Annotated in this window: 17 protein-coding genes, 1 tRNA gene and 2 riboswitches; of the genes, 9 read left to right on the forward strand and 9 right to left on the reverse strand. The window is 60.8% G+C overall.

What is annotated here, in order from left to right; genetic code table 11:
• Positions 1-2: 2 nt before the first annotated feature.
• Entirely contained in the window at positions 3-3,689 is a 3,687-nt protein-coding gene (gene metH, locus FGKAn22_RS00260; protein ID WP_212786007.1) for a methionine synthase, read from the reverse strand.
• Between the two features lie 172 nt (positions 3,690-3,861).
• On the opposite strand from metH, the gene FGKAn22_RS00265 reads away from it, so the two are divergent.
• Entirely contained in the window at positions 3,862-4,317 is a 456-nt protein-coding gene (locus FGKAn22_RS00265) for a bacteriohemerythrin (RefSeq protein WP_212786008.1), read from the forward strand.
• A gap of 12 nt (positions 4,318-4,329) precedes the next feature.
• Here FGKAn22_RS00265 and FGKAn22_RS00270 read toward each other — a convergent pair whose 3' ends face one another.
• Complete coding sequence (locus tag FGKAn22_RS00270; protein ID WP_212786009.1) at positions 4,330-5,820, reverse strand: YifB family Mg chelatase-like AAA ATPase; 1,491 nt, start codon at positions 5,818-5,820, stop codon at positions 4,330-4,332.
• A gap of 3 nt (positions 5,821-5,823) precedes the next feature.
• Positions 5,824-6,060 (reverse strand): accessory factor UbiK family protein, encoded by a 237-nt coding sequence (locus FGKAn22_RS00275; protein ID WP_212786010.1) that lies wholly within the window; start codon positions 6,058-6,060, stop codon positions 5,824-5,826.
• A gap of 238 nt (positions 6,061-6,298) precedes the next feature.
• On the opposite strand from FGKAn22_RS00275, the gene FGKAn22_RS00280 reads away from it, so the two are divergent.
• The 6 genes from FGKAn22_RS00280 to relA all read left to right on the forward strand — a co-directional run bounded on the left by FGKAn22_RS00280 (position 6,299) and on the right by relA (position 12,548).
• Entirely contained in the window at positions 6,299-7,141 is an 843-nt protein-coding gene (locus tag FGKAn22_RS00280; RefSeq protein WP_212786011.1) for a TorF family putative porin, read from the forward strand.
• 45 nt (positions 7,142-7,186) lie between these two features.
• Positions 7,187-7,525, forward strand: coding sequence for a P-II family nitrogen regulator (locus FGKAn22_RS00285; protein ID WP_212786012.1), 339 nt, complete (start codon positions 7,187-7,189; stop codon positions 7,523-7,525).
• 10 nt (positions 7,526-7,535) lie between these two features.
• Entirely contained in the window at positions 7,536-9,038 is a 1,503-nt protein-coding gene (locus FGKAn22_RS00290; RefSeq protein WP_281411881.1) for an ammonium transporter, read from the forward strand.
• 134 nt (positions 9,039-9,172) lie between these two features.
• A complete protein-coding gene (locus FGKAn22_RS00295; protein WP_212786013.1) occupies positions 9,173-10,063 on the forward strand; it encodes a recombination-associated protein RdgC in 891 nt (296 codons plus the stop codon).
• 87 nt (positions 10,064-10,150) lie between these two features.
• Positions 10,151-10,226, forward strand: a tRNA-Gly gene (locus tag FGKAn22_RS00300).
• A gap of 108 nt (positions 10,227-10,334) precedes the next feature.
• Positions 10,335-12,548, forward strand: a complete 2,214-nt coding sequence (gene relA / locus FGKAn22_RS00305; protein WP_212786014.1) for a GTP diphosphokinase — start codon at positions 10,335-10,337, stop codon at positions 12,546-12,548.
• Positions 12,549-12,928: 380 nt separating this feature from the next.
• On the opposite strand, the gene FGKAn22_RS00310 is transcribed toward relA, so the two are convergent.
• From FGKAn22_RS00310 to FGKAn22_RS00335, 6 genes are all read right to left on the reverse strand, one after another.
• Positions 12,929-13,888, reverse strand: a complete 960-nt coding sequence (locus FGKAn22_RS00310) for a serine/threonine protein kinase (RefSeq protein ID WP_212786015.1) — start codon at positions 13,886-13,888, stop codon at positions 12,929-12,931.
• Between the two features lie 104 nt (positions 13,889-13,992).
• Complete coding sequence (locus tag FGKAn22_RS00315; protein ID WP_212786016.1) at positions 13,993-14,940, reverse strand: GGDEF domain-containing protein; 948 nt, start codon at positions 14,938-14,940, stop codon at positions 13,993-13,995.
• Between the two features lie 46 nt (positions 14,941-14,986).
• Complete coding sequence (purU, locus tag FGKAn22_RS00320; protein WP_212786017.1) at positions 14,987-15,838, reverse strand: formyltetrahydrofolate deformylase; 852 nt, start codon at positions 15,836-15,838, stop codon at positions 14,987-14,989.
• A 30-nt stretch (positions 15,839-15,868) separates the two neighbouring features.
• Entirely contained in the window at positions 15,869-17,149 is a 1,281-nt protein-coding gene (locus tag FGKAn22_RS00325; protein WP_212786018.1) for a diguanylate cyclase domain-containing protein, read from the reverse strand.
• Positions 17,150-17,255: 106 nt separating this feature from the next.
• On the reverse strand, positions 17,256-18,056 hold the full coding sequence (gene murI, locus FGKAn22_RS00330; protein WP_212786019.1) for a glutamate racemase: 801 nt from the start codon (positions 18,054-18,056) through the stop codon (positions 17,256-17,258).
• Positions 18,057-18,062: 6 nt separating this feature from the next.
• Positions 18,063-19,658 (reverse strand): ABC-F family ATPase, encoded by a 1,596-nt coding sequence (locus FGKAn22_RS00335; RefSeq protein ID WP_212786020.1) that lies wholly within the window; start codon positions 19,656-19,658, stop codon positions 18,063-18,065.
• A 145-nt stretch (positions 19,659-19,803) separates the two neighbouring features.
• Positions 19,804-19,905, forward strand: a riboswitch (cyclic di-GMP riboswitch).
• Between the two features lie 90 nt (positions 19,906-19,995).
• Between FGKAn22_RS00335 and FGKAn22_RS00340 the strand changes: the two genes are divergently transcribed.
• Positions 19,996-20,685 carry a sensor histidine kinase gene (locus FGKAn22_RS00340; RefSeq protein WP_212786021.1) on the forward strand — a complete coding sequence of 230 codons (690 nt, stop codon included), beginning with the start codon at positions 19,996-19,998 and terminating at the stop codon, positions 20,683-20,685.
• 30 nt (positions 20,686-20,715) lie between these two features.
• Positions 20,716-22,329 carry a tetratricopeptide repeat-containing response regulator gene (locus FGKAn22_RS00345; protein WP_212786022.1) on the forward strand — a complete coding sequence of 538 codons (1,614 nt, stop codon included), beginning with the start codon at positions 20,716-20,718 and terminating at the stop codon, positions 22,327-22,329.
• A 71-nt stretch (positions 22,330-22,400) separates the two neighbouring features.
• A riboswitch (cyclic di-GMP riboswitch) is annotated at positions 22,401-22,486 on the forward strand.
• The last annotated feature ends 17 nt before the right edge of the window (positions 22,487-22,503 follow it).

A 22,503-nucleotide genomic window follows, 5' to 3' on the forward strand; every position in this document is an offset into this window, starting at 1 on the left:
TATTAATAACTCAACACCGGCGCCAGCCACCGCTCCGCCTCTTCCACACTGATGCCCTTGCGCTTGGCGTAGTCGGCGACCTGCTCCTTGTCCACCTTGCCGGTGGCGAAGTATTTCGCCTCGGGGTGTGAGAAGTAGAAGCCACTCACCGCTGCAGTCGGCAGCATCGCGAAACTTTCGGTCAGCGTGATGTCCGCGTTCCTGGGGGCCTGCAGCAGCTCGAACAGCGTGCCCTTCTCGCTGTGGTCGGGGCAGGCGGGATAGCCGGGCGCGGGACGGATGCCGCGGTATTGTTCGTCGATCAGCCCTTCGTTGCCCAGCGTCTCATCCGCCGCATAGCCCCAGAACTCGCGACGCACGCGCAGGTGCAGGTGTTCGGCGAACGCTTCTGCCAAGCGATCCGCGAGCGCTTTGAGCAGGATTGCGTTGTAGTCGTCGTTGTTCTTCTCGAACTCGGCGACGCGTGCATCGATGCCGATGCCGGTGGTGACGGCGAAAGCGCCGATGTAATCCTTGACCTTGCTTTCCTTCGGCGCAACGTAGTCCGCGAGACAGTAGTTCGGGATGTCGGCCGGCTTCTTGGTCTGCTGGCGCAGGTTGTGCCAGGTCATCGCCACGTTATTGCGCTTCTCGTCGGTGTAGATCTCGATGTCATCGCCGTTCACGCTGTTCGCGGGGAACAGGCCGAACACCGCATTGGCGGTGAGCCACTTCTCCTCGACGATCTTCTTCAGCATGGCTTGCGCATCGGCGAACAACTTGCGCGCCTCCTCGCCCACCACTTCGTCCTGAAGGATCTTTGGATAGCGTCCGGCCAGTTCCCATGCCTGGAAGAACGGCGTCCAGTCTATGTACTCTACGAGTACCTCCAACGGATAAGCCTCCAGCTTCTGCACGCCCAACACCTTCGGTTTGGGCGGTGCGTATTGCTTCCAGTCGGTCTTCACGCCATGCGCCCTCGCCTCTTGCAGCGAGACATAGCTCGCCTTGCCCTTCTTGCCTTCGTGCTGGTCGCGCGCAGCCTGATAATCGGCCTTGAGTTCGGTGATGTAGCTGTCGCGCGAAGTGTTGCTCAGCAGGTTGCTGCACACGCCTACCGCACGCGATGCATCGGCGACGTACACCACGGTACCGCTCGGATAGTTGGGTTCGATCTTTACTGCCGTGTGCACGCGCGAGGTGGTCGCGCCGCCGATCAACAGTGGAATCTTGAAGCCTTGGCGCTCCATTTCTTTCGCCACCTGCGCCATCTCTTCCAGCGAGGGCGTGATGAGGCCGGAGAGGCCGATCACGTCGGCGTTGTGTTCGCGTGCGGCGTCGAGAATCTGCTGGCACGGCACCATCACGCCCATGTTCACCACTTCGAAGTTGTTGCACTGCAGCACCACGGTGACGATGTTCTTGCCGATGTCGTGAACGTCGCCCTTCACCGTGGCCATCAATATCTTGCCCTTGGTACTGGTGTCGCCGGAGCGCAGTTTTTCTTCCTCGATGTAAGGCACCAGATGCGCCACGGCCTGTTTCATTACGCGCGCGGACTTCACCACCTGCGGCAGGAACATCTTGCCTGCGCCGAACAAGTCGCCGACCACGTTCATGCCGGTCATCAGCGGGCCTTCGATCACCTCGACCGGCTGTTTGGCCTGCAGGCGCGCCTCTTCGGTGTCCTCTACGATGTAGGTGGTGATGCCGCGTACCAGCGCGTGGGTCAGGCGCTCCTGCACTGTGCCCTTGCGCCATTCCAGGTCTTCGACTTGCGCCTTGCCGCCGCCCTTCACTGTCTCCGCGAGTGCGACGAGCTTCTCGCCGGCGTCGGGGCTACGGTTGAGCACCACGTCCTCGACCGCGTCGCGCAGGTCCTTGGGTATCTCCTCGTACACGCCGAGCTGGCCGGCATTGACGATGCCCATGTTCATGCCCGCCTTGATGGCGTGATACAGGAATACGGTGTGGATCGCCTCGCGTACGGGCTCGTTGCCGCGGAAGGAGAACGACACGTTGGACACGCCGCCGCTCACCTTCGCGTAGGGCAGGTTCCGGCGTATCCAGCGCGTGGCCTCGATGAAATCCACCGCGTAGTTGTTGTGCTCCTCGATGCCCGTCGCGATGGCGAAGATGTTCGGGTCGAAGATGATGTCCTCGGGCGGGAAGCCGACCTTGTTCACCAGGATGTCGTAGCTGCGCTTGCAGATGTCGATCTTGCGCTGGTAGGTGTCGGCCTGGCCCTGCTCGTCGAAGGCCATCACCACCGCGGCCGCGCCGTATTTACGGACAAGGTTCGCGTACTTGATGAAGTTCTCCTCGCCCTCTTTCAGCGAGATGGAGTTGACGATGGACTTGCCCTGCACGCACTTCAGCCCGGCCTCGATGATGCTCCACTTCGAGGAGTCGATCATCACCGGCACGCGGGAGATATCCGGCTCCGAGGCGATCAGGTTGAGGAACTTCACCATCGCGGCTTCGCCGTCGAGCATGGCCTCATCCATATTGATGTCCACCACCTGCGCACCGGTCTCCACCTGCTGTTTGGCGATCTCCAGCGCCTCGTCGTACTGGCCTTCGAGGATCAGCCGCTTGAACTTGGCCGAGCCGGTGACGTTGGCGCGTTCGCCGACGTTGACGAAGAGAGAGTCGTCGCCGATGTTGAACGGCTCCAGTCCGGAGAGGCGGCATTCGACCGAATTGTTGGGAATCTTGCGCGGCGCGATGTTTTTGACCGTCTCGGCGATGGCCTTGATGAATGCGGGCGAGGTACCGCAGCAGCCGCCGATGATGTTGAGGAAACCGCGCTCGGCCCACTCCTTGATGTGTCCCGCCATGTTTTCCGGCGTGTCGTCGTAGCCGGTAGGCGCGAGCGGATTGGGCAGGCCTGCATTGGGGTGTGCGCTCACATAGCAGTTGGAGACGCGCGACAGCTCTGCCACATACTGCCGCAGTTCTTCCGCGCCGAGCGCGCAGTTCAGGCCGATGGAAAGAGGCTTGGCGTGGGCCAGCGAGTTGTAGAACGCCTCGGTCACCTGGCCGGTGAGCGTTCTGCCTGAAGCATCTGTAATCGTGCCGGAGATCATGATGGGCAGCGAGGAGCCGCGCTCTTCGAATACGCTCTGTACCGCGAAGATCGCCGCCTTTGCGTTCAGCGTATCGAAGATGGTCTCGATCAGGAGCATGTCCGCGCCGCCGTCGATCAGGCCGCGCGCCGCTTCGGAATAGTCGGCTACGAGCTGGTCGAAGGTGATGTTGCGCGCGGCGGGGTCGTTCACGTCGGGCGAGATGGTGCAGGTCTTGTCCGTCGGGCCGAGCACGCCCGCGACGAAGCGCGGCTTGTCCGGCGTGGCGTATTCGTCGCAGGCCTCGCGTGCCAGCGAAGCGCCCGCCTTGTTCAGTTCATAGTTGAGCGACTCCATGCCGTAGGCGTGGAGCGTGGTCGCGTTCGCGCCGAAGGTGTCGGTCTCGATGATGTCCGCGCCCGCTGCGAGGTATTCGCAATGGATCGCCTTGATGACTTCCGGCTTGGTGATAACCAGCAGGTCGTTGTTGCCCTTGAGGTCGCGGTGCCAGTCCTTGAAGCGTTCGCCGCGATAGTCGGTCTCGGTCAGCTTGTAGCGCTGCACCATGGTGCCCATGGCTCCGTCGAGGATCAGGATGCGTTGTTGAAGGAGTTTTTCGATGGGATGCATGGCGCGGCTCATGGTGCGTGACTCAAAAAATGAGCGCGGATTTTATCACGCGACCATGCGCATAGCGGGTTGATGAATTTGAGATAAATCAATATCACTACAAATTGTATGTATATTATTCGCCGCCGCCTGCGGCATTGTTGGATGGGCATGAACAACATCACGGGAACGATAGGAGAATTTAATGGGCAAGTTTGTATGGACGGCGCAGCTCGAAATCGGTATCGATGTGATCGACAAGCAACACCGCAGGATCGTGGAATACATCAATCAGCTGGATGACGCGCGTTCCAGCGGCCATCCGCGCGAGGAGATCGGCAGGGTGGTCAGCGAGCTGGTGGATTACACGCTTTCGCACTTCGCCTTCGAGGAAAGCATGCAGGAAGAAGCCGGCTACCCGTTCCTCAAGGCGCACAAGAAGGTGCATGACCTGTTCGCCCAGCGCGTATCCGAATACCAGGCCCGGTTCCTGAGGGGCGAAGACGTTTCCAGGGAGTTGAACAGCTTGCTGGTCACCTGGCTGTTCAATCACATCAAGCGGGACGATGCGGATTATGTCGAGTCGGTGCAGTCCAACCTGCAAAGGCAGAACGACTTTGTGGAAAAGAAGAAGGGATTCTTTTCCCGCTTGTTCAAATAGCGCTCGGTTAATTCAGAAATTCAAACGGCGGTACTGCACCGCCTCGGCAATGTGTCGCGTGGCGATGCCGTCGCTGCCTTCCAGGTCGGCGATGCTGCGCGCAACCTTGAGTACCCGGTGATAGGCTCGCGCCGAGAGGTTGAGGCGGGAGATGGCACTCTGCAGCAGTGCGGCGCCTTGCGCATCGGGTGCGCATAGTTCATCGATTTCGGTCACGGAAAGCTGTGCATTGGCTTTGGCCTGGCGCGCGAGTTGTCGTTGCCGCGCAACTTCGACTCTGGCCTGTACCTCCCCGCTGGATTCGCCATCGGCCTTGCCGAGCAGGTCTTCCTGCGGCACGGCGGGCACCTCGATCTGGATGTCGATACGGTCCAGCAACGGCCCCGATATCTTGCTGCGGTAGCGCGCGATCTGGTCGGGCGTGCAGCGGCATTTGCCGTTGTAGTGCCCGAGATAGCCGCAGGGGCAGGGATTCATCGCCGCGACGAGCTGAAACTGCGCGGGGAAATCGGCACGGCGCGCAGCACGCGAGATGGTGATGTGCCCCGACTCCAGCGGCTCGCGCAGTACCTCCAGTACGTTGCGGTCGAACTCGGGCAGCTCGTCGAGAAACAGCACGCCGTGCAGCGCCATCGAGACTTCGCCGGGGCGAGGGTTGCTGCCGCCGCCGACCAGCGCCACGCCCGAAGCCGTATGGTGCGGGGATCTGTAGGGTCTCATTTTCCATCTCGCCACGTCGAAGCTGCCGTCCAGCGACTGTACCGCTGCGCTCTGCAATGCCTCGGTCTCCGTCATCTGCGGCAGGATGCCGGGGAAGCGCGACGCCAACATGGACTTGCCCGTGCCCGGCGGGCCGACCATCAGGACACTGTGCCCGCCCGCGGCGGCGATCTCCAGGGCGCGCTTGGCCTGCGCCTGTCCCTTCACTTCGGACATGTCCGGGTAGTGCGGCGCGACGGCCTGCGGTGATCCGGCATAAGGCATGATCGCCTCGCGTCCGGCGAGATGCGCAGCCACCTGCAACAGCGTTTGCGCCGGATACACTGCCGCATCATCCACCAGCGCGGCCTCGGCGGCGTTCGCTTGCGGGAGGATGAAGGCGCGGCCGCTGCCGGCGGCGCGGTAGGTCATCGCCAGTGCGCCGCGGATAGCACGCAGCTCGCCGGTCAGCGCAAGCTCTCCGGCGTATTCATATTCGCTCAGTTTATCGGCGGGAATCTGGTTCGTGGCGGCGAGGATGCCCAGCGCGATGGGCAGATCGAAGCGGCCGCTTTCCTTGGGAAGGTCGGCTGGCGCGAGATTGACTGTGATGCGCCGTGCGGGGAATTCGAACTGGCAGTTCTGCAGCGCGGCGCGCACACGATCCTTGCTTTCCTTCACCTCGGTCTCCGGCAAACCGACGATGGTGAAGTTGGGCAGACCGTTGGCGATGTGTACCTCGACGGTCACCAGTGCGGCCTCCATGCCGGAGAGGGCGCGGCTATAGAGGACCGCGAGGCCCATGGCTTATTTGCGTTGCGCTTCCAGTTCCGCGACGCGTGCTTCCAGTGCGGCGAGCTGTTCGCGCGCGCGCGCCAGCACCTGTGCCTGCACGTCGAATTCCTCGCGTGTCACCAGGTCCAGCTTGGCGAAACCCTGCGCCATCAGGGCGCGTGCGTTCTTCTCGAAATCTTTGGCGGGGCTGTTGGCCACCACCTCGTTCAGTTTCGCCGACATGTCTTCAAAGAATTTCTGGTTCAGCATGGTTCGATCTCCTGTAAATATGCAGTCCGAAGTGTAGCAATTTACCTACTAGGCCGCCGCACCTAAAGTGTGCAGTCACCGATTCGGTGCGCACCGGGAACATGCACCGGCCTGGCTGGAAAAAATTGGTAACTCGGCAATTCATTGTAATAAAAGGGGAATGCGGTCTGGCACGCATCCTGCTCAATGGAGTATGCGGATGCTGTTATCCCGTTCACAAACCAAGAAAGGAAATACGATGAAAACGAATGCACTGAGTTTCGGCGTAGCCAAGAGCAAACTGTTGAACTCCCTGATGTTGGCTGCACTGGCAGTGCCCGGCGTGGCACTGGCCGAGGAAGCCTCCCCTCACACTTTCACCAGCAATGTCAGCCTCGTGAGTGATTACCTGTATCGCGGCATTTCGCAAACCAATGCCAAACCGGCGATTCAGGGCGGATTCGACTACAGCCATTCCAGTGGTTTCTATGCCGGGGTCTGGGGTTCCAGCATCAGCTGGATGACCGATGCCGGCGCCGGCCTTCAGGTGGCGACCAGCTCTCAGGTGGAACTGGATACCTACTTCGGCTTCAAGAACAGTCTTGCCGGTGATTTCACTTACGATGTCGGCTATCTGCGCTACAACTATCCGGCGACGTACCCGGCTCCCATGAACACGGTCATTGGCACGACGACCTGGGCCAAGGGCGACACCGACGAGCTCTACGGTGCGCTGGGCTACAAGTGGTTCACCCTCAAATATTCGCACAGCCTGGGCAACACTTTTGCGCTGCCCAATGCGAGTGGCACCAGCTATATCGACCTGAGCGCCAGCTACCCCATCCCGGATACCGGCATCACCCTTGGGGCGCATTACGGCAAGCAGACTTACAAGGGGGTGACAGCGGATGCGCTGAAAGCGGCCAGTTTCGATCCTACTTACTCCGACTACAAAGTCAGCGTGAGCAAGGATTTCAGCGGATTCGTGGCGGGTCTCGCCTACAGCAAGACCAACGCCAAGGATTTCGGGTACTACAGCACCGCGCTGAACAAGAACCTGGGGAAGGGCACTTTCGTATTGTCCCTGAGCCGCTCGTTCTAACAACCATAGTGGGGCGCTTGGCGCCCCTCTCGAAAGGAGAGCGTTATGAAAATGGTCGTCGCTATCATCAAGCCGTTCAAGCTGGACGAGGTGCGTGAAGCGTTGTCCGCCATTGGCGTGCAAGGCATAACCGTCACCGAGGTCAAGGGCTTCGGGCGGCAAAAGGGCCACACCGAGTTGTATCGCGGTGCGGAATACGTGGTGGACTTCCTCCCGAAAGTGAAGCTGGAGGCAGCTATCGAGGCCAGCATGCTGGACCAGGTGCTGGAAGCCATCGAGAAATCTGCCCAGACCGGCAAGATCGGTGACGGCAAGATCTTCGTATCCGATCTCGAACAAGTGATCCGCATCCGTACCGGCGAGTCCGGTGCAGAAGCGTTGTAAGGAGAACATCATGCGAAAACTCTTTGTACTTTTTGCCCTGCTGGCAGCGTTATGCGGCATGTCCGTCGCGGCTTATGCCGAAGACGCGGCAGCCGTGGCCGAGGCGGTCTCCGCCGTGGCTGAAGCGGCGCCGGCAACCGCAGTCGTTGCTCCTGCAGCCGCTGCGCAAGCAACCCCGGCCCCTGCGCCCGTTCCTAACAAGGGCGACACCACCTGGATGCTGACCGCTACCTTGCTGGTGATCATGATGTCCATCCCCGGCCTGGCCCTGTTCTACGGTGGCCTGGTGCGCAGCAAGAACATGCTGTCGATGCTCATGCAGGTGTTCAGCATCTTCGCGCTGATCACCGTGCTGTGGGCGATCTACGGCTACTCGCTGGCGTTCACCACAGGCAACGCGTTCGTCGGCGGCTTCGACCGCCTGTTCCTGAAGGGTATCTTCGATCCGGTATCCGGTAGCGTTGCCAATGCGGCTACTTTCAGCAAGGGCGTGGTCATCCCTGAGTTCGCCTTCGTCGCGTTCCAGGCCACCTTCGCGGCCATCACGGTGGCTCTGGTCGTGGGTGCATTCGCTGAGCGCATGAAGTTCTCCGCGGTGCTGTTGTTCTCTGCACTGTGGTTCACCTTCGCCTACCTGCCTATCGCCCACATGGTGTGGTTCTGGGCGGGTCCCGATGCCTATACTGACCAAGCTGCGGCTGATGCGGCCAATGCGACGGCTGGCTGGCTGTTCCAGAAAGGTGCGCTCGACTTCGCGGGCGGTACCGTGGTGCACATCAACGCCGCGATCGCCGGTCTGGTCGGTGCCTTCCTGATCGGCAAGCGTATCGGCTACGGCAAGGAGCCGATGGCACCGCACAATCTGGTGATGACCATGCTGGGCGCTGCATTGCTGTGGGTGGGTTGGTTCGGTTTCAACGCGGGCTCCGCGCTGGAAGCGGGCGGCACTGCGACCCTGGCCTTCGCCAACACGCTGATCGCGACCGCCGCTGCCGTGCTGACCTGGCTGGCTGCGGAATGGATGGTGAAGGGCAAGCCCAGCCTGCTGGGTGCGGCTTCCGGTGCGGTGGCCGGTCTGGTCGCCATCACTCCGGCTTGCGGCTGGGTCGGTATCGGCGGTGGACTGGCTATCGGCGCGCTGGCAGGTGTGGTCTGCTTCTGGGGTGTGACTGGCCTGAAGAAGCTGCTGGGTGCGGACGATGCGCTGGACGTGTTCGGCATCCATGGCGTGGGCGGCATCCTGGGTGCGTTGCTCACCGGCGTGTTCAACACCTGGAGCCTGGGCGGCACCGGCATCGTCGATTACGTGAACAACACCATCGTCGATACCACTATCGGCGGCCAGGTGTGGATCCAGGCACAGGCGGTGCTGACCACGGTGGTCTGGTCCGGAGTGGTCGCCTTCGTCTGCTACAAGATCGTCGACCTGACCATCGGCCTGCGCGTGAAGGAAGAAGACGAGCGCGAAGGCTTGGATACGACGTCCCACGGCGAGCGTGCTTACAACCTGTAACGACTCCTCCCGGAGCTGCAAAGGCTCCGTTTCAGGGCACCGCAAGGTGCCCTTTTTTATTCGGCAGCCGGAAAGTTTTGTCGCCTGATGGGGTAGAATCCCGCGCCCTTTTGCACTAACTCTGAAGTCAATCTATGTGGTTCAAGAATCTCCTCGTCTATCGTCTGAATAACTGGGATACAACGCCCGAAGCCCTCGAAGAAAAACTCTCGCAACACGCCCTGCAGGCCTGCTCCGGCATGGAGATGCAGAGCCGCGGCTGGGTGTCGCCCAAGGCGGAAGGAGAGCCTTACGTGCATACGCTCGGTTCGCAGATGCTGATCAGCCTCGGCACCGAGAAGAAGCTCCTCCCCGCAACCGTGATCAACCAGTTCGCCAAGTCCCGCGCAGCCGAAGTCGAAGAGCAGCAGGGATACAAACCCGGGCGCAAGCAACTGAAGCAGATCAAGGAAGCCATCACCGACGAGCTGTTGCCGCGTGCCTTCGCCATCCGTCGCAAGACCTGTGCATGGATCGACCCGGTCGGCGGTTTCATGGTGGTCGATGCGGCAAACTATGCCAAGGCCGACGAACTTGTCGAAATGCTGTTCAAGGCGCTGGATGGCTTCACGCTCACGCCAGTCAAGACCGACGTCTCCGCAACCACCGCGATGACCGGCTGGCTGGCCGGTGACGATCTGCCGGGCTCGTTCACCATCGACCGCGATTGCGAATTGCGCGGAACAGGCGAAGAGCGCGCGAGCGTGCGTTACATCCGTCATGCCCTCGAAGTGGATGAGATCAACAAGCATATCAAGGCGGGCAAGGAAGTCGCACGGCTGGCCATGACCTGGAACGACAGGCTTTCCTTCGTCCTGCACGAGAACCTGCAGCTCAAGCGCCTCGCACCCTTGGATATCCTCAAGGAACAGACGGACATCAGCGACCAGGACGACGTGTTCGACACGGATTTTGCCATCATGACCGGCGAGTTGAAGAAGCTGCTGCCAGATATCATCGATGCACTGGGCGGCGAGCGCACCTGAATAGCAGTCGGATGATATTGCACTAGCCGAACTGAAAAAGGCGCTGTATAATTGCGGCCCTTCACTAGCACCAAGTTGGTGAGATACGCGGGAATAGCTCAGTTGGTAGAGCGCAACCTTGCCAAGGTTGAGGTCGAGAGTTCGAGACTCTTTTCCCGCTCCAGATCAAGTGGACACGACGAGAGTCGTGTCTGGAAAAAGCCGGAGCGATCCGGCTTTTTTGTTTTTGGCGCGGCGCATGCACCTCCATGCGTTGGTGCGATAATGCCGCATGGTTTCCGTTCCTCACCATCCCCTTTCCGGCCAAGACATGGCGGACATCCGCTCCCTGCTCGATGCCTTGCCCAAGACCTATACCCCGGCCGAAGTCGAGGCGATACGCCATGCCTGTGAATTGGCCGCGCCGCTCTATGCGGGACATGCCGAACTGACCGGCGCACCGCTGTTGCAGCATGCGCTGGGCGCGGCTGCCATCCTTGCCGGCATGAACATGGACTTCGAGACCATCGCCGCCACCATCCTGCATGCGGTGCCGGAATATCTGCCCGACTGGCAGGAGACGCTGGAAGCCCGTTTTGGCGGCAACATCGTCAGCCTGGTCCAGGGCATCTCGCGCATGGAGCAGATCCAGGAATTCAGCGAGATGGAGGGGCTGCACGAGAGGGAGAGGAAGAAAGGCGACGGTGCGCAGCAGATCGAAGGCCTGCGCAAGATGCTGCTGGCCATGGTGCAGGACATCCGCGTTGTGCTGATCAAGCTCGCCGAGCGTACCCAGACCATGCGCAGCCTCGCGGGTGCGAGCGCGGAGCAGCAGCAGCGCATCGCACGGGAGACGCGCGGCATCTTCGCGCCGCTTGCGAACCGCCTCGGTGTATGGCAAGTGAAGTGGGAGCTGGAAGATCTCTCGCTGCGCTACATCGAGCCGGAGTTGTACAAGCGTATCGCCAGGCTGCTGGACGAGCGCCGCGCGGATCGCGAGCAATATATCGCCGACACGGTGGCGCAGCTCAAACGGGAGCTGGAACAGGCTGGCATCAAGGCCGAGGTGACCGGCCGCCCCAAGCACATCTACAGCATCATCAACAAGATGAAGCGCAAGCATCTGGATTTCAGCGAGCTCTACGACGTGCGTGCGGTGCGCATCCTGGTGGACGACATCAAGGATTGTTATGCGGCGCTGGGGCTGGTACACAACCTGTGGCAACCGATCCCCGGCGAATTCGACGACTATATCGCCCATCCCAAGAGTAACGACTACCGTTCGCTGCACACAGCGGTAGCCGGTCCGCGCGGGCTTGCGGTCGAGGTGCAGATCCGCACCCACGAGATGCACCACCATTCTGAGCTGGGGGTCGCGGCGCACTGGCGCTACAAGGAGGGCGGCAAGTCCGATGCCGGGTTCGACGAAAAGATCGCCTGGCTGCGCCAGATACTGGAATGGAAAGAAGAGGTGGCCGGCAGCGGCGACCTGGTGGAGCAGTTCAAGAGCGAGCTGTTCCACGACCAGGTCTACGTGCTCACGCCACAGGGCAAGGTGATCGACCTGCCCAAGGGCGCGACGCCGGTGGATTTCGCCTATACCCTGCACACCGATCTAGGGCACCGCACGCGCGGTGGCAAGGTGGACGGCAGCATCGTGCCGCTCAATTACAAGCTGCAGAACGGTCAGCGCGTGGAGATCCTCACCGCCAAGCAGGGCGCGCCGAGCCGAGACTGGCTGAATCCCGCACTGGGCTACCTGCAAAGCTCGCGTGCTCGCGCCAAGGTGCGGCAGTGGTTCAAGCTGCAGAGTTTCGACGAGAACGTAACCCAGGGCCGCGCACAGCTGGACCGCGAGTTGCACCGGCTGGGCATCGCTTCTTTCAATCAGGAAAAGCTCGCCCAGAAACTGCACTTCCACAAGCTGGAAGACTTCCTCGCCGCCATCGGGCACGGCGACGTCACGCAACACCAGATCGCCGCTGCCATCCAGAGCGAACTGCCTGCCAGGGCCGAAACGGCGAAGCCGCTGGCTACGCGACCGGCAGCCGAACGCGCCTCGCCGTCGGGCATCCTGGTGGAAGGGGTAGGCAACCTGCTGACCAAGATGGCCAAATGCTGCAAGCCCGCGCCGCCCGATGCCATCGTCGGCTACGTCACGCGCGACCGGGGGGTGACGATACACCGCCGCGATTGCCCGGCCATGCTGCGCCTGCCGGAGACCCGGCGCGGCCGTATGCTCGGTGCCCAGTGGGGAGGCAGCAAAGGCGAGGTCTTCGCCGCGGATATCGAGGTGGAGGCCTACGACCGACAAGGCCTGCTGCGCGACATCGGCGACCTGTTCGTGCGGGAGAAGGTCAATGTCACCGGCGTGGAAAGCCTGAGCAAGGATAATGTGGCGAGGATGCGCTTCTCGGTCGAGATCGCCAACCTGGAGCAGCTAAGCCGGTTACTCGCGTTGATCCATCAGATCCCCAATGTCATGACTGCGCGCCGGCGCGCCTGAGCAGGCTACCGAAAAACTACTGGTGAAACGACTAGCCATTCAACTAGGCCGTCAAAATACAACGGCCAAGTTGCTGGTTATGCGGTGGTCATCTGCGGCGTTGCGCGGTATTGGCTCCGGCATAACGCGCTTCGCGCATTAGCCTCCACCGAAACTGCGTTTTCGCTTCCTGTGCGTAGCGGTCGCAGCCTTAGCTGCGGGTACCGCACGGCCTACCCCTTGCGGGTGCGCCTACCCACTGGGTATGTCTCGTCACTCCGTTGACCAGCGACTTGCTGGCGCTTGCGCCAGCTTAGTCGATTGGCCATGCAAAGCTCCGTGCGCCTTGCAGCTGACCATCCTCGCGACGTTTTTTGGTAGCCTGATCTGAAGGTTATTCTTTACGCGCCGAACGAGTCGGGCATGCTGCTGCGCGAGAAGCCGCTGCGGGAGAAATCCCGGTCCGTCGACATGAAGCGGGACAGCACCGACTGCGTGGACATGCTGAAGCCGCGATACAGGTCGACGTCGTAATCGGACATGCGGATCACGTGGGCGGCTTCGCCGAGGTCGCGGATGAACTCGCTCCAGTCGGCATAACGCTCGTCCTTGTTCTTTTTCAGGGCGCGGTCGATCACGGCGACCAGCGCCGGCGGCAGGCCCTGGCGATGCTTGACGATGGGCGAGATCGGGAAGTTCAGGATCGCGATGCGCGCCTCGAATTCGCTATCGGCCTCGAAGGTGTGCCTGCCGCACAGCAGGCGGTACAGCACCGCGCCGAGGGCGTAGATGTCGGCACGCTCGTCCAGCGGTTGCCCCTCCAGTTGCTCAGGCGACATGTAAGCGAGGCTGCCGGCCACCATCTCGCCGGCGGTGCCGGTCGGGATCGCGCAGCCGAAGTCGGTCAGCTTGGCTTGGCCGTTGGGCATCAGGATGATGTTCTCCGGTTTCACGTCGCGGTGCACCACGCCCTGGCCGGCGATGTACTGCAGCGCGAAGGCGACCTGTTCGACGACCGAGATCACGGTATTGACCGGCAGCAGCGTGTCGCCGTGCTGATGGCGGTCCAGCGGCACGCCTTTGACGTATTCCATCACCACATAGGGGCCGCTCTGGTCGTCGAGGTGGGCGGAGAGCAGGCGTACGATGTTCTTGTGCTCCAGTTTGCCGACCAGCGCGACCTCGTTGGCCATGAGCTTGCGGTAGGGCTCGGACTGGCAGGTCTTGCGCAGCTGTTTGATCGCGACCGAGGCGAACTTCTTCTCTTCGAGGGCCAGATAGACGTCCGAGCTCGCGCCGGTGCCGATCTGCTCGACGATGGAGTAGTTGCCGATGTGGGTTGGTGCGGAAGGTGCCGCCATCCGGAGTGTTCAGCGAATTAGACCTGGTATCCGACAGGTCCGGGCGCAAAAGATTCCATGGGCCGCCATTCGCCCCGGCACCGCGGCCCCTGACGTATCTGGCGTCAGTGGAACACCTCCACGCGGTTCCGTCCCGCCTGCTTGGCGCGGTAGAGCGCCTGGTCCGCCTCGTGGATGAGATGCTCCAGTTTTTCGTTATGCTGGGTCGGCGTGATGCCGATGGAGAGCGTGACATGGAACGAGATGTCGTCGGAACGGATCTCGGCGGCAGCGATCTTGGCGCGCAGCCGTTCCGCGACCATCTTGGCCGCGTCCAGGTCGGCCTCGGTCAGCAGCACGGCGAATTCCTCGCCGCCGTAGCGGGCCAGCAAGTCGTGGGGCCTCAGGTTCTCCGCCATGCATTTCGCGACGGTCTTCAGCGCGAGGTCGCCGACCAGGTGGCCGTAGGTGTCATTGATCTTCTTGAAATGATCGATGTCCACGACCATGACCGCGAACGGTTGCTTGTTGTGCGAACAACGCTGTAAGGCGCGCGGGAAGGCCTTGCCCATCCAGTGGCGGTTGTAGACCCCGGTCAGGGCATCGGTCGATGCCTGGTGCTCGAAGTGCGATTTCGAGCGCTGCGTATCGACGATCGTCTTGTTGTCGTTGCGCAGCCGGCTGGCGAGGATGGACAGCAGGTTGCTGGTGACGGTGCGCGAATTGTTGATCAGCGACCATACCGTATCGTAGGGAATGGACAGGATGCGGCAGGGCTCGGCGGCAACGACGATCGCGGAAGGGTATTTGCCGTCGATCAGGGAGACTTCGCCGACGCACTCTCCGGCACGGAGCGAGGTGTGTTCCTGCGATTCCTGGGCGATCAGATAGACATTCAGCGAGCCGTCGAGTATCAGGTGGAGGTGATGGTTCTGGGCCTCCGGCTGCAGCAGCCGTTCGCCGGTCTCCAGGCTGCGCACGATGCTGTGTTCCAGCATGTAGTCGAAACTCTCGAAGTCCATGCCTTTGAATAAGGCGTTCTGTCTGATCAGGGCTTGATCTGTCGGGTTCATTGTTGCCTGCCTTGTCGATGCCGAAAATTGTTCCGCCGGAGCGCCGTTAACGGAACACGATGGTCTTGTTGCCGCACACCAGCACGCGGTCTTCCACATGGTAGCGCAGGCCGCGCGACAGCACGGTCTTCTCGATGTCGCGCCCGTAGCGCACCAGATCGTCCACCGTGTCGCCGTGGTCGATGCGCACCGTGTCCTGTTCGATGATCGGCCCTGCATCCAGTTCGTCGGTCACGTAATGGCAGGTCGCGCCGATGAGCTTTACCCCTCGCTGATAGGCCTGGTGATACGGCTTTGCTCCGACGAAGGAGGGCAGGAAACTGTGGTGGATGTTGATGACTCGTCCCGGATAGCGCTGGCACAGCCAGGGCGGCAATATCTGCATGAAGCGCGCCAGTACCATTGCATCGCCGCGATATTCCTCGAACAGCGCCGAGATGCGCTGGAACGCCGCCTCTTTATTCGCCATGTCCACATGGATGAACGGGATGCCGTGCCACTCGACGAAGCTGCGCAGGTCCTCGTGGTTGGAGATCACGCAGGGGATGTCCACCTGCAGCTCGCCGCTGCGCCAGCGGTGCAGCAAGTCGTCCAGGCAATGGTCCTGTTTGCTTACCAGCACCACCAGGCGCTTCTTTAACGCCGAGTCGGAAAGCTGCCAGTCCATGTTGAATTCGTCCGACAGTGCAGAGAAACGGCGGTGGAATTCTGCCGCATCGAACGGCAGCGAGTCGGCGCGTATCTCCTGGCGCATGAAGAAACGCTGCGCTTCCTGCTCGGTGTGATAGCTTGCCTCGACGATGAACCCGCCGTGCTGGGCGATGAAGCCGCTTACTGCCGCGATGATTCCCGTCCGGTCCGGGCAGGAGATGGTCAGGGTATAGCGGCGGATGGTCATGCTGATGTTCCTCAATACGGTTTTGGATATTTATTCGGCGGGCTGTTTTTGCAGCACGTCCAGATAGAATCTGTGGGTGTTCTTGCCGCTTTGTTTGGCCAGGTACATGGCTTCATCGGCTTGTCTGATGAGTTTCTCAAGATTGTCAGCGTTATCAGGGAACATGGAGATGCCGATGCTGCCTCCCACATGGCATCGCTGGCCCTTCAAGTCCAGGGGTTCCGCCAGCGCGGCGATTATTTTTCTTGCCACCAGCGCAGCGCCTTCGGTCGATTCGACATTATTCAACACAAAGGTGAATTCATCGCCGCCCACCCGCGCCACCGTATCCGATTCCCGGATGGTGTCCTTCAGTCGCTTGGAAACGGCCTGCAGCAACAAGTCTCCCACATCGTGCCCCAGCGTGTCGTTGACCTGTTTGAATCCATCCAGATCGAGGAACAGGACCGCGGTCTTGTAGCGGTTGCGCTTGGCCAGGAGCATCGAGTGCTCAAGGCAATTCAGGAACAGCGCCCGGTTCGGCAGATCGGTCAGATAATCGTAATGCGCCAGGTGCGCAATCTTTTGTTCGGCCAGTTTGCGTTCCGTGATGTCCCGGACGATGCCGACGAAGTATTTCTGCCCGCCCAGCACCATCTCCGAGATGGAGACTTCCATGGGAAATTGTTCGCCGTTCTTCCGCACGGCGACCACCTCGCGTCCGCTGACCCCCATGATCTTGGTCTCGCCGGTTTGGAGATAACGCCGCATGTGGTCGTCGTGGGCGTTGCGCGTCGGATCGGGCATCAGCGTGTTCACGCGCTTGCCCAATATCTCCTGCTGCGAATAACCGAAGATCTGTTCGGCGGCGGGATTGAATCCCTGGATCTCCCCGGTTTCATTGATGGTGATGATGCCGTCCATCGCGTTGTGGATGATGGCCTGCAGCTGATTCTGGCTTTTTTCGAGCTCGCCCTTGATCTGCTTGAGGTTCGTCACCATCTGCCAGAACAGCATGACCTCGGGGCCGCTGGCCACCCTTTTTTCGCCGAATATCCGGCTTGCCTTGTCGGCGATCGAATCGTCATGCGACAAGTTGTACACGATGCAATCCGGGTAGCTCTTGCACGCCTGCAAAGCCTCGGCGGCATCGGTATAGGTCGGTATGCCGATTTTTTTTGCCAACCGGATTCCGGGTGCGTCCGGGTTCGTATCGGCAATGGCTACAACCCTGACCAGGCTGTCTTCCAGGAACATTTCGAGCAGGGCCGAGCCTCCGCGTCCGGCGCCGATGATCAGTACGGGGTATCCCGGGCTCCTTTGTTTTGCCATGTTCACGACTCCTTGGTATGGCGAGAGATTCACAGGGGCGATTTTGGCATACCTGGCGAACATTCCCTAGCCTGTTGCATCTATGGCGGAGAGGCTGTTGATTCGGTTACAGAAACTCCTGGGGCAGCCGCTGTGTGATGACTGGCTCGCCCCACAATGCCGACATGATGCGTGAGGCCTGCGCTGCATCGCCGCTGGTCCAGAACTGCGCGGCGGCGCCCCCGGGGTCATGCGCGGGCAGTTCGCTCTGGATACGGCGCTGCAGGTGCCGTGCGACCGCCTCTCCGGTATCTATTAGCGTAATGTTGGCGCCCACCACCTCTCGGATCAGCGGGGCGAGGAAGGGGTAGTGGGTGCAGCCGAGGATCAGGGTATCGGCGCCGCGTGACAGCAGCGGCGCGGTATAGCGTTCGACCAGCGCGCGGGTCTCCGGGCCACCGAGGTCGCCGCGCTCGACCTGCTCGACCAGGCCGGGGCAGCCCCGGGTGACGATCTCGACCTCACCCGCGTATTTCTCCAGCAGGGCGGCGAAGCGGGCGCTTTCCAGCGTGCCGATGGTGGCCAGCACGCCGACCACACCGCTGCGAGTGGCGGCGACGGCGGGTTTGACGGCCGGCTCCATCGCCACGATGGGGATGCTGAAGCGGCTGCGCAGGGTCGCCGCTGCTGCTGCCGTGGCGGTATTGCAGGCGATGACGATGGCATCCGCACCTTGGGAGATTAAAAAGCGGGTCAGTGCGAGCGAGCGCTGTTCGATGTAATCGGGGGATTTGTCGCCGTAGGGCACGTGGCCGGAATCGGCCACGTAGATCAGGCGTTCGTTCGGGAGCGTCTGGCGGATATGGTGCAGGACGGAGAGTCCGCCCACACCGGAATCGAAGACGCCGATCGCTCCCGAAGAACGCATCGCTGCTTAGTCCGCCATCTGGTCGCGCAGGAACTCTTCGTATGTGCCGTGGTAGTCGTTCACGCCCTTGGCCGAGATCTCGATGATGCGCGTGGCCAGCGAGGAAACGAACTCGCGGTCATGGCTGACGAACACCAGCGTGCCCTTGAATTCCAGCAGCGCGGTGTTGAGCGACTCGATGGATTCCATGTCCATGTGGTTGGTCGGCTCGTCCATCAGCAGCACGTTGGGGCGTTGCAGCATCAGCTTGCCGAACAGCATGCGGCCCTTCTCTCCGCCGGACAGCACCTTCACGCGTTTCTTGGCATCGTCGCCGGAGAACAGCAAACGCCCCAGCGTGCCGCGCACCACCTGGTCGTCGTCGTTCGGGCCGCGCCAGTCGGTCATCCACTCGGTCATGATCTTGTCCTCGGCGAACTCGTGCGCATGGTCCTGCGCGTAGTAGCCGAGCTTGGCCTTGTCCGCCCACTTGATGGTGCCGGTGTCGGGTTCGAGGTCGCCCGCGAGGCAGCGCAGCAGCGTGGTCTTGCCGATGCCGTTCGGTCCGATGATGGCGACCTTTTCGCCCGCGTCGATGCGGAAGTTCACGTTGGAGAACAGCATGCGGTCGAAGCCCTTGACCATATGCTGTACTTCCACCGCGGTGCGGTGCAGCTTTTCGCGTTCGTCGTATTCGAAGCGGATGAAGGGATACTGGCGGCTGGAGGGCTTGATGTCCTCGATCTTGATCTTGTCGATCTGGCGCGCGCGCGAGGTGGCTTGCTTGGCCTTGGAGGCGTTGGCCGAAAAGCGTGCCACGAAGGCCTTCAGCTCGGCGACCTTTTCTTTCGCCTTGGCATTGTCCGCGGCTTGCTGCTCGCGCGCCTGCGCGGAGGCCATCATGTATTCGTCGTAATTGCCCGGATAGATGGTGATCTTGCCGTAGTCCAGGTCGGCCATGTGGGTGCACACGCTGTTCAGGAAGTGGCGGTCGTGCGAGATGATGACCATGGTGCAGTTACGCGCGTTGAGCACGTCTTCCAGCCAGCGGATGGTGTTGATGTCCAGATTGTTGGTCGGTTCGTCCAGCAGCAGGATGTCCGGGTTGGAGAACAGTGCCTGCGCCAGCAGCACGCGCAGCTTGAAGCCCGGCGCCACTTCGCGCATCGGTCCATTGTGCAGCTCGATGGGAATGCCCACGCCCAGCAGCAGTTCGCCCGCGCGCGGTTCGGCGGTGTAGCCGTCGTATTCGGCGAATGCGGCCTCCAGGTCGGCGGCGCGCATGTAGTCTTCTTCGGTCGCGTCCGGATTGGCGTAGATCGCGTCGCGTTCGGACATCGCTTCCCACATCTCCCCGTGTCCCATCATCACCACATCCAGCACGCGCATGTCCTCATAGGCGAACTGGTCCTGGCGCAGCTTGCCGAGGCGTTCGCCCTTGTCCAGCATGACCTCGCCCGAGGTCTGCTCCAGGTCGCGCCCGAGGATCTTCATGAAAGTGGATTTGCCGCAGCCGTTCGCGCCGATCAGGCCGTAGCGGTTGCCGTCGCCGAACTTGACGGAAACGTTTTCAAACAGGGGTTTAGCCCCGAACTGCATGGTGATGTTTGCGGTGGATAACATGGTGTGCCTTACAAAATAAGGCGCGCATTCTACCACCAGCCCATCTTGCCGACTAAGAGAAGGCCTGTCTGGGTTAGCCAAACTGTTTGACGCGTATGAAGAAATTCCGTTACAGTGCGCCCGCAATCGTTGGTTTTAATATCAACACCTGCAAGGGCAAACCCGCTGAAAGACGGGGGCGCAAAGCTTCCGGGCTAAGGGACGGGTTCCTATTCGACAACAGTCGAGTGCCAGCGGGGTCGCCAGGTCACCCAGCTTCCATCGCGGTATCTTCCCCAGTTTTTCCCCGCTCCCGGCTTAAGGGCCGCTTGAATACGCACGATTAAAAGGGTTCAACATGAATCAGGAAGACATCGATTTCTCCGACTTTATCGCTTCGTCGATACACGACATGAAGAACTCCCTGAATATCCAGATCGGATTTCTTGAGGAATTGATGGGCGAATGCCGGAACAAGGTCGACGGGTCGATGCTGGGCCAGCTCGGACACACGATCTACGAGGCCAACCGGATGAACGTGAACCTGATCCAGATCCTGAGCCTCTACAAGCTGGGGAAATCCATCTATCCGATGGATATCGCGGAGCAATCGGTCAAGGAAGTGCTGGATGAGGTGGTGCTGCAGAACCAGTCCATCATGGGCTTCAAGGGGATAACCGTCTCGGTGGCGTGCGACGAGGATTGCTACTGGTATTTCGACCGGGATCTGGTGACCGGCGTCCTGGTCAACGCGCTCAACAATGCCTACAACTACACCACCGACAAGATTCGCGTCGTGGCACAAGTCCGCGACGGTATGCTGGAAATGCGCGTGGAAGACAACGGCAGGGGCTACCCGAAAAGCCTGTTGCAGGAGAACGTCGCGTCGAACAAGGGCGTCAGTTTTTCCAGCGGCAGCACCGGCTTGGGTTTCTATTTCTCTTCACGGGTGGCCGGGATGCACAAGAATGGCGGGAAGCAGGGAGCGCTGTCCATCGAGAACGGGGGCGCCTACGGCGGCGGATGCTTCGTGCTGACGCTGCCATAGCTCCACTCCTCACATATTTACGAAAGAAACATGGCAATTTTATTGAAACAGGCGACCGCGCTGGTCATCGACGATTTCCAGAGCATGCGCTCCATGCTGGTGGGTTTCCTCAAGGCGATGGAAGTGGCCAGCATAGACAGTGCCGCGCATGCGAAAGAAGCCCTCGGGCTGCTGGCGACGAAAAAATACGACATCGTGATCTGCGACTACAGCCTCGGGCAGGGGCAAAACGGGCAGCAGATCCTGGAAGAGGCCAAGCACAAGAACTACATCGGTTATTCCACCATCTGGGTGATGGTCACCGCGGAAAAGACCATGGACATGTTCATGGGCGCGGCGGAAACCAGGCCCGACGACTACCTGCTGAAGCCGATCACCGAGGCCATGCTCGAAGCGCGGCTCAACAAGCTGATCGAAAAGAAGCGCTCGCTTGAGCCTGTCGAAAAGGCCGTCAAATCGAAGGACTACCAGCGCGCGATCGCCTTGTGCGACGAACTGCTCAAGAAACACACGACAGGCACCCAGGAGATCCAGCGCATCAAGAGCGATCTGCTGATCACGACCGGGGATTTCTCCGCCGCCAAGGCCTACTTCGAGAGCATCCTCGCCGTGCGCAGCATGCCCTGGGCGAAGACCGGCTTGGGCAAGGTACATTTCCTGGCCAAGGATTTCGCCCGGGCCAAGGAAATATTCCAGGAGGTGCTCGAGGAGAACAAGATGTACCTCGAAGCCGCGGACTGGCTATCGAAGACCCTCGATGCCATGGGGGACCTGGAGCAGGCGCAGAATGTGCTGTCCAAGGCCATGGAGCTTTCCCCCAATGCGGTCGCCCGGCAAAAGAACCTGGCGGATGCGGCATACAAGAACGGTGATCTCGATCTGGCGCAGGCCTCGTACGAAAAGGCGATCAAGATCGGCCAGTATTCGGTATACAAGAGCTCGAGCACCTACGCGGGACTGGCCAAGGTGCTGACCGCAAAGGATGATCCAGAAGAGGCGTTGAAGGTGCTGGATCGCACGCGGGAAGAATTCAAGGGCGATCCCGAGGCCGCACTGCAAACAGCGGTGATCGAGGGCATGGCCTACCAGAAGATGGGGGATCCGGAAAGGGCTGGGGAGGCGCTTGCGGCGGCAGAGGAACTGATGCGCAGTCAGCCTGCAGGTGTCAGCGCGGCCACCACGATGGACATGGCGAACGCCCTGTTCAAGCTCGGGAAGAAAGACGAGGCCTGCAGCCTGCTCGAGAACGTGGTCAAGAACAACCATGAGAACGCCGGCATCATCAAGATGGTCGCGGCCGCATTCGAGGATGCGGGCATGGGCGAGGAAGGCGGCGAGCTGATCAGGAAATCCTCTCAGGAAGTCGTCAATATCAACAACCAGGGCGTGATCCTTGCGAACGAAGGGAAGTTCGAGGAAGGCATCAAGCTCATGCGCCAGGCGCTGCAGAACCTTCCGAACAACGACCTCATGCTCACGAACCTGTGCGGCATGATGATCGGGCTGATGTCGAAGAAGGGCAAGGATGACAGCCTGATATTCGAGGCCAGGGAGCTGCTCGAGCGGGTGCAGAAGATCAATCCGTCCAACAAGAAATACAGTGCTTACATGAGCATCCTGAACAAGCTGGCCCCGCCGGCTTGACGCAGATATAGAGTTATTAAAGCAGTAGAGTGCAATCGTTGAGTCAAAGGGGCGCGCGCTCCAGGGCTCAGCGCCTGCAAGGGCAAACCCGTCGAAAGGCGGGGACGCAAAGCTTCCGGGCTAAGGGAATTTCCTATTCGCCAGCGGGGCCGCCAGTTGATCAAGCATTCCATC

The organism is Ferrigenium kumadai (assembly GCF_018324385.1).
Taxonomy (GTDB): domain Bacteria; phylum Pseudomonadota; class Gammaproteobacteria; order Burkholderiales; family Gallionellaceae; genus Gallionella; species Gallionella kumadai.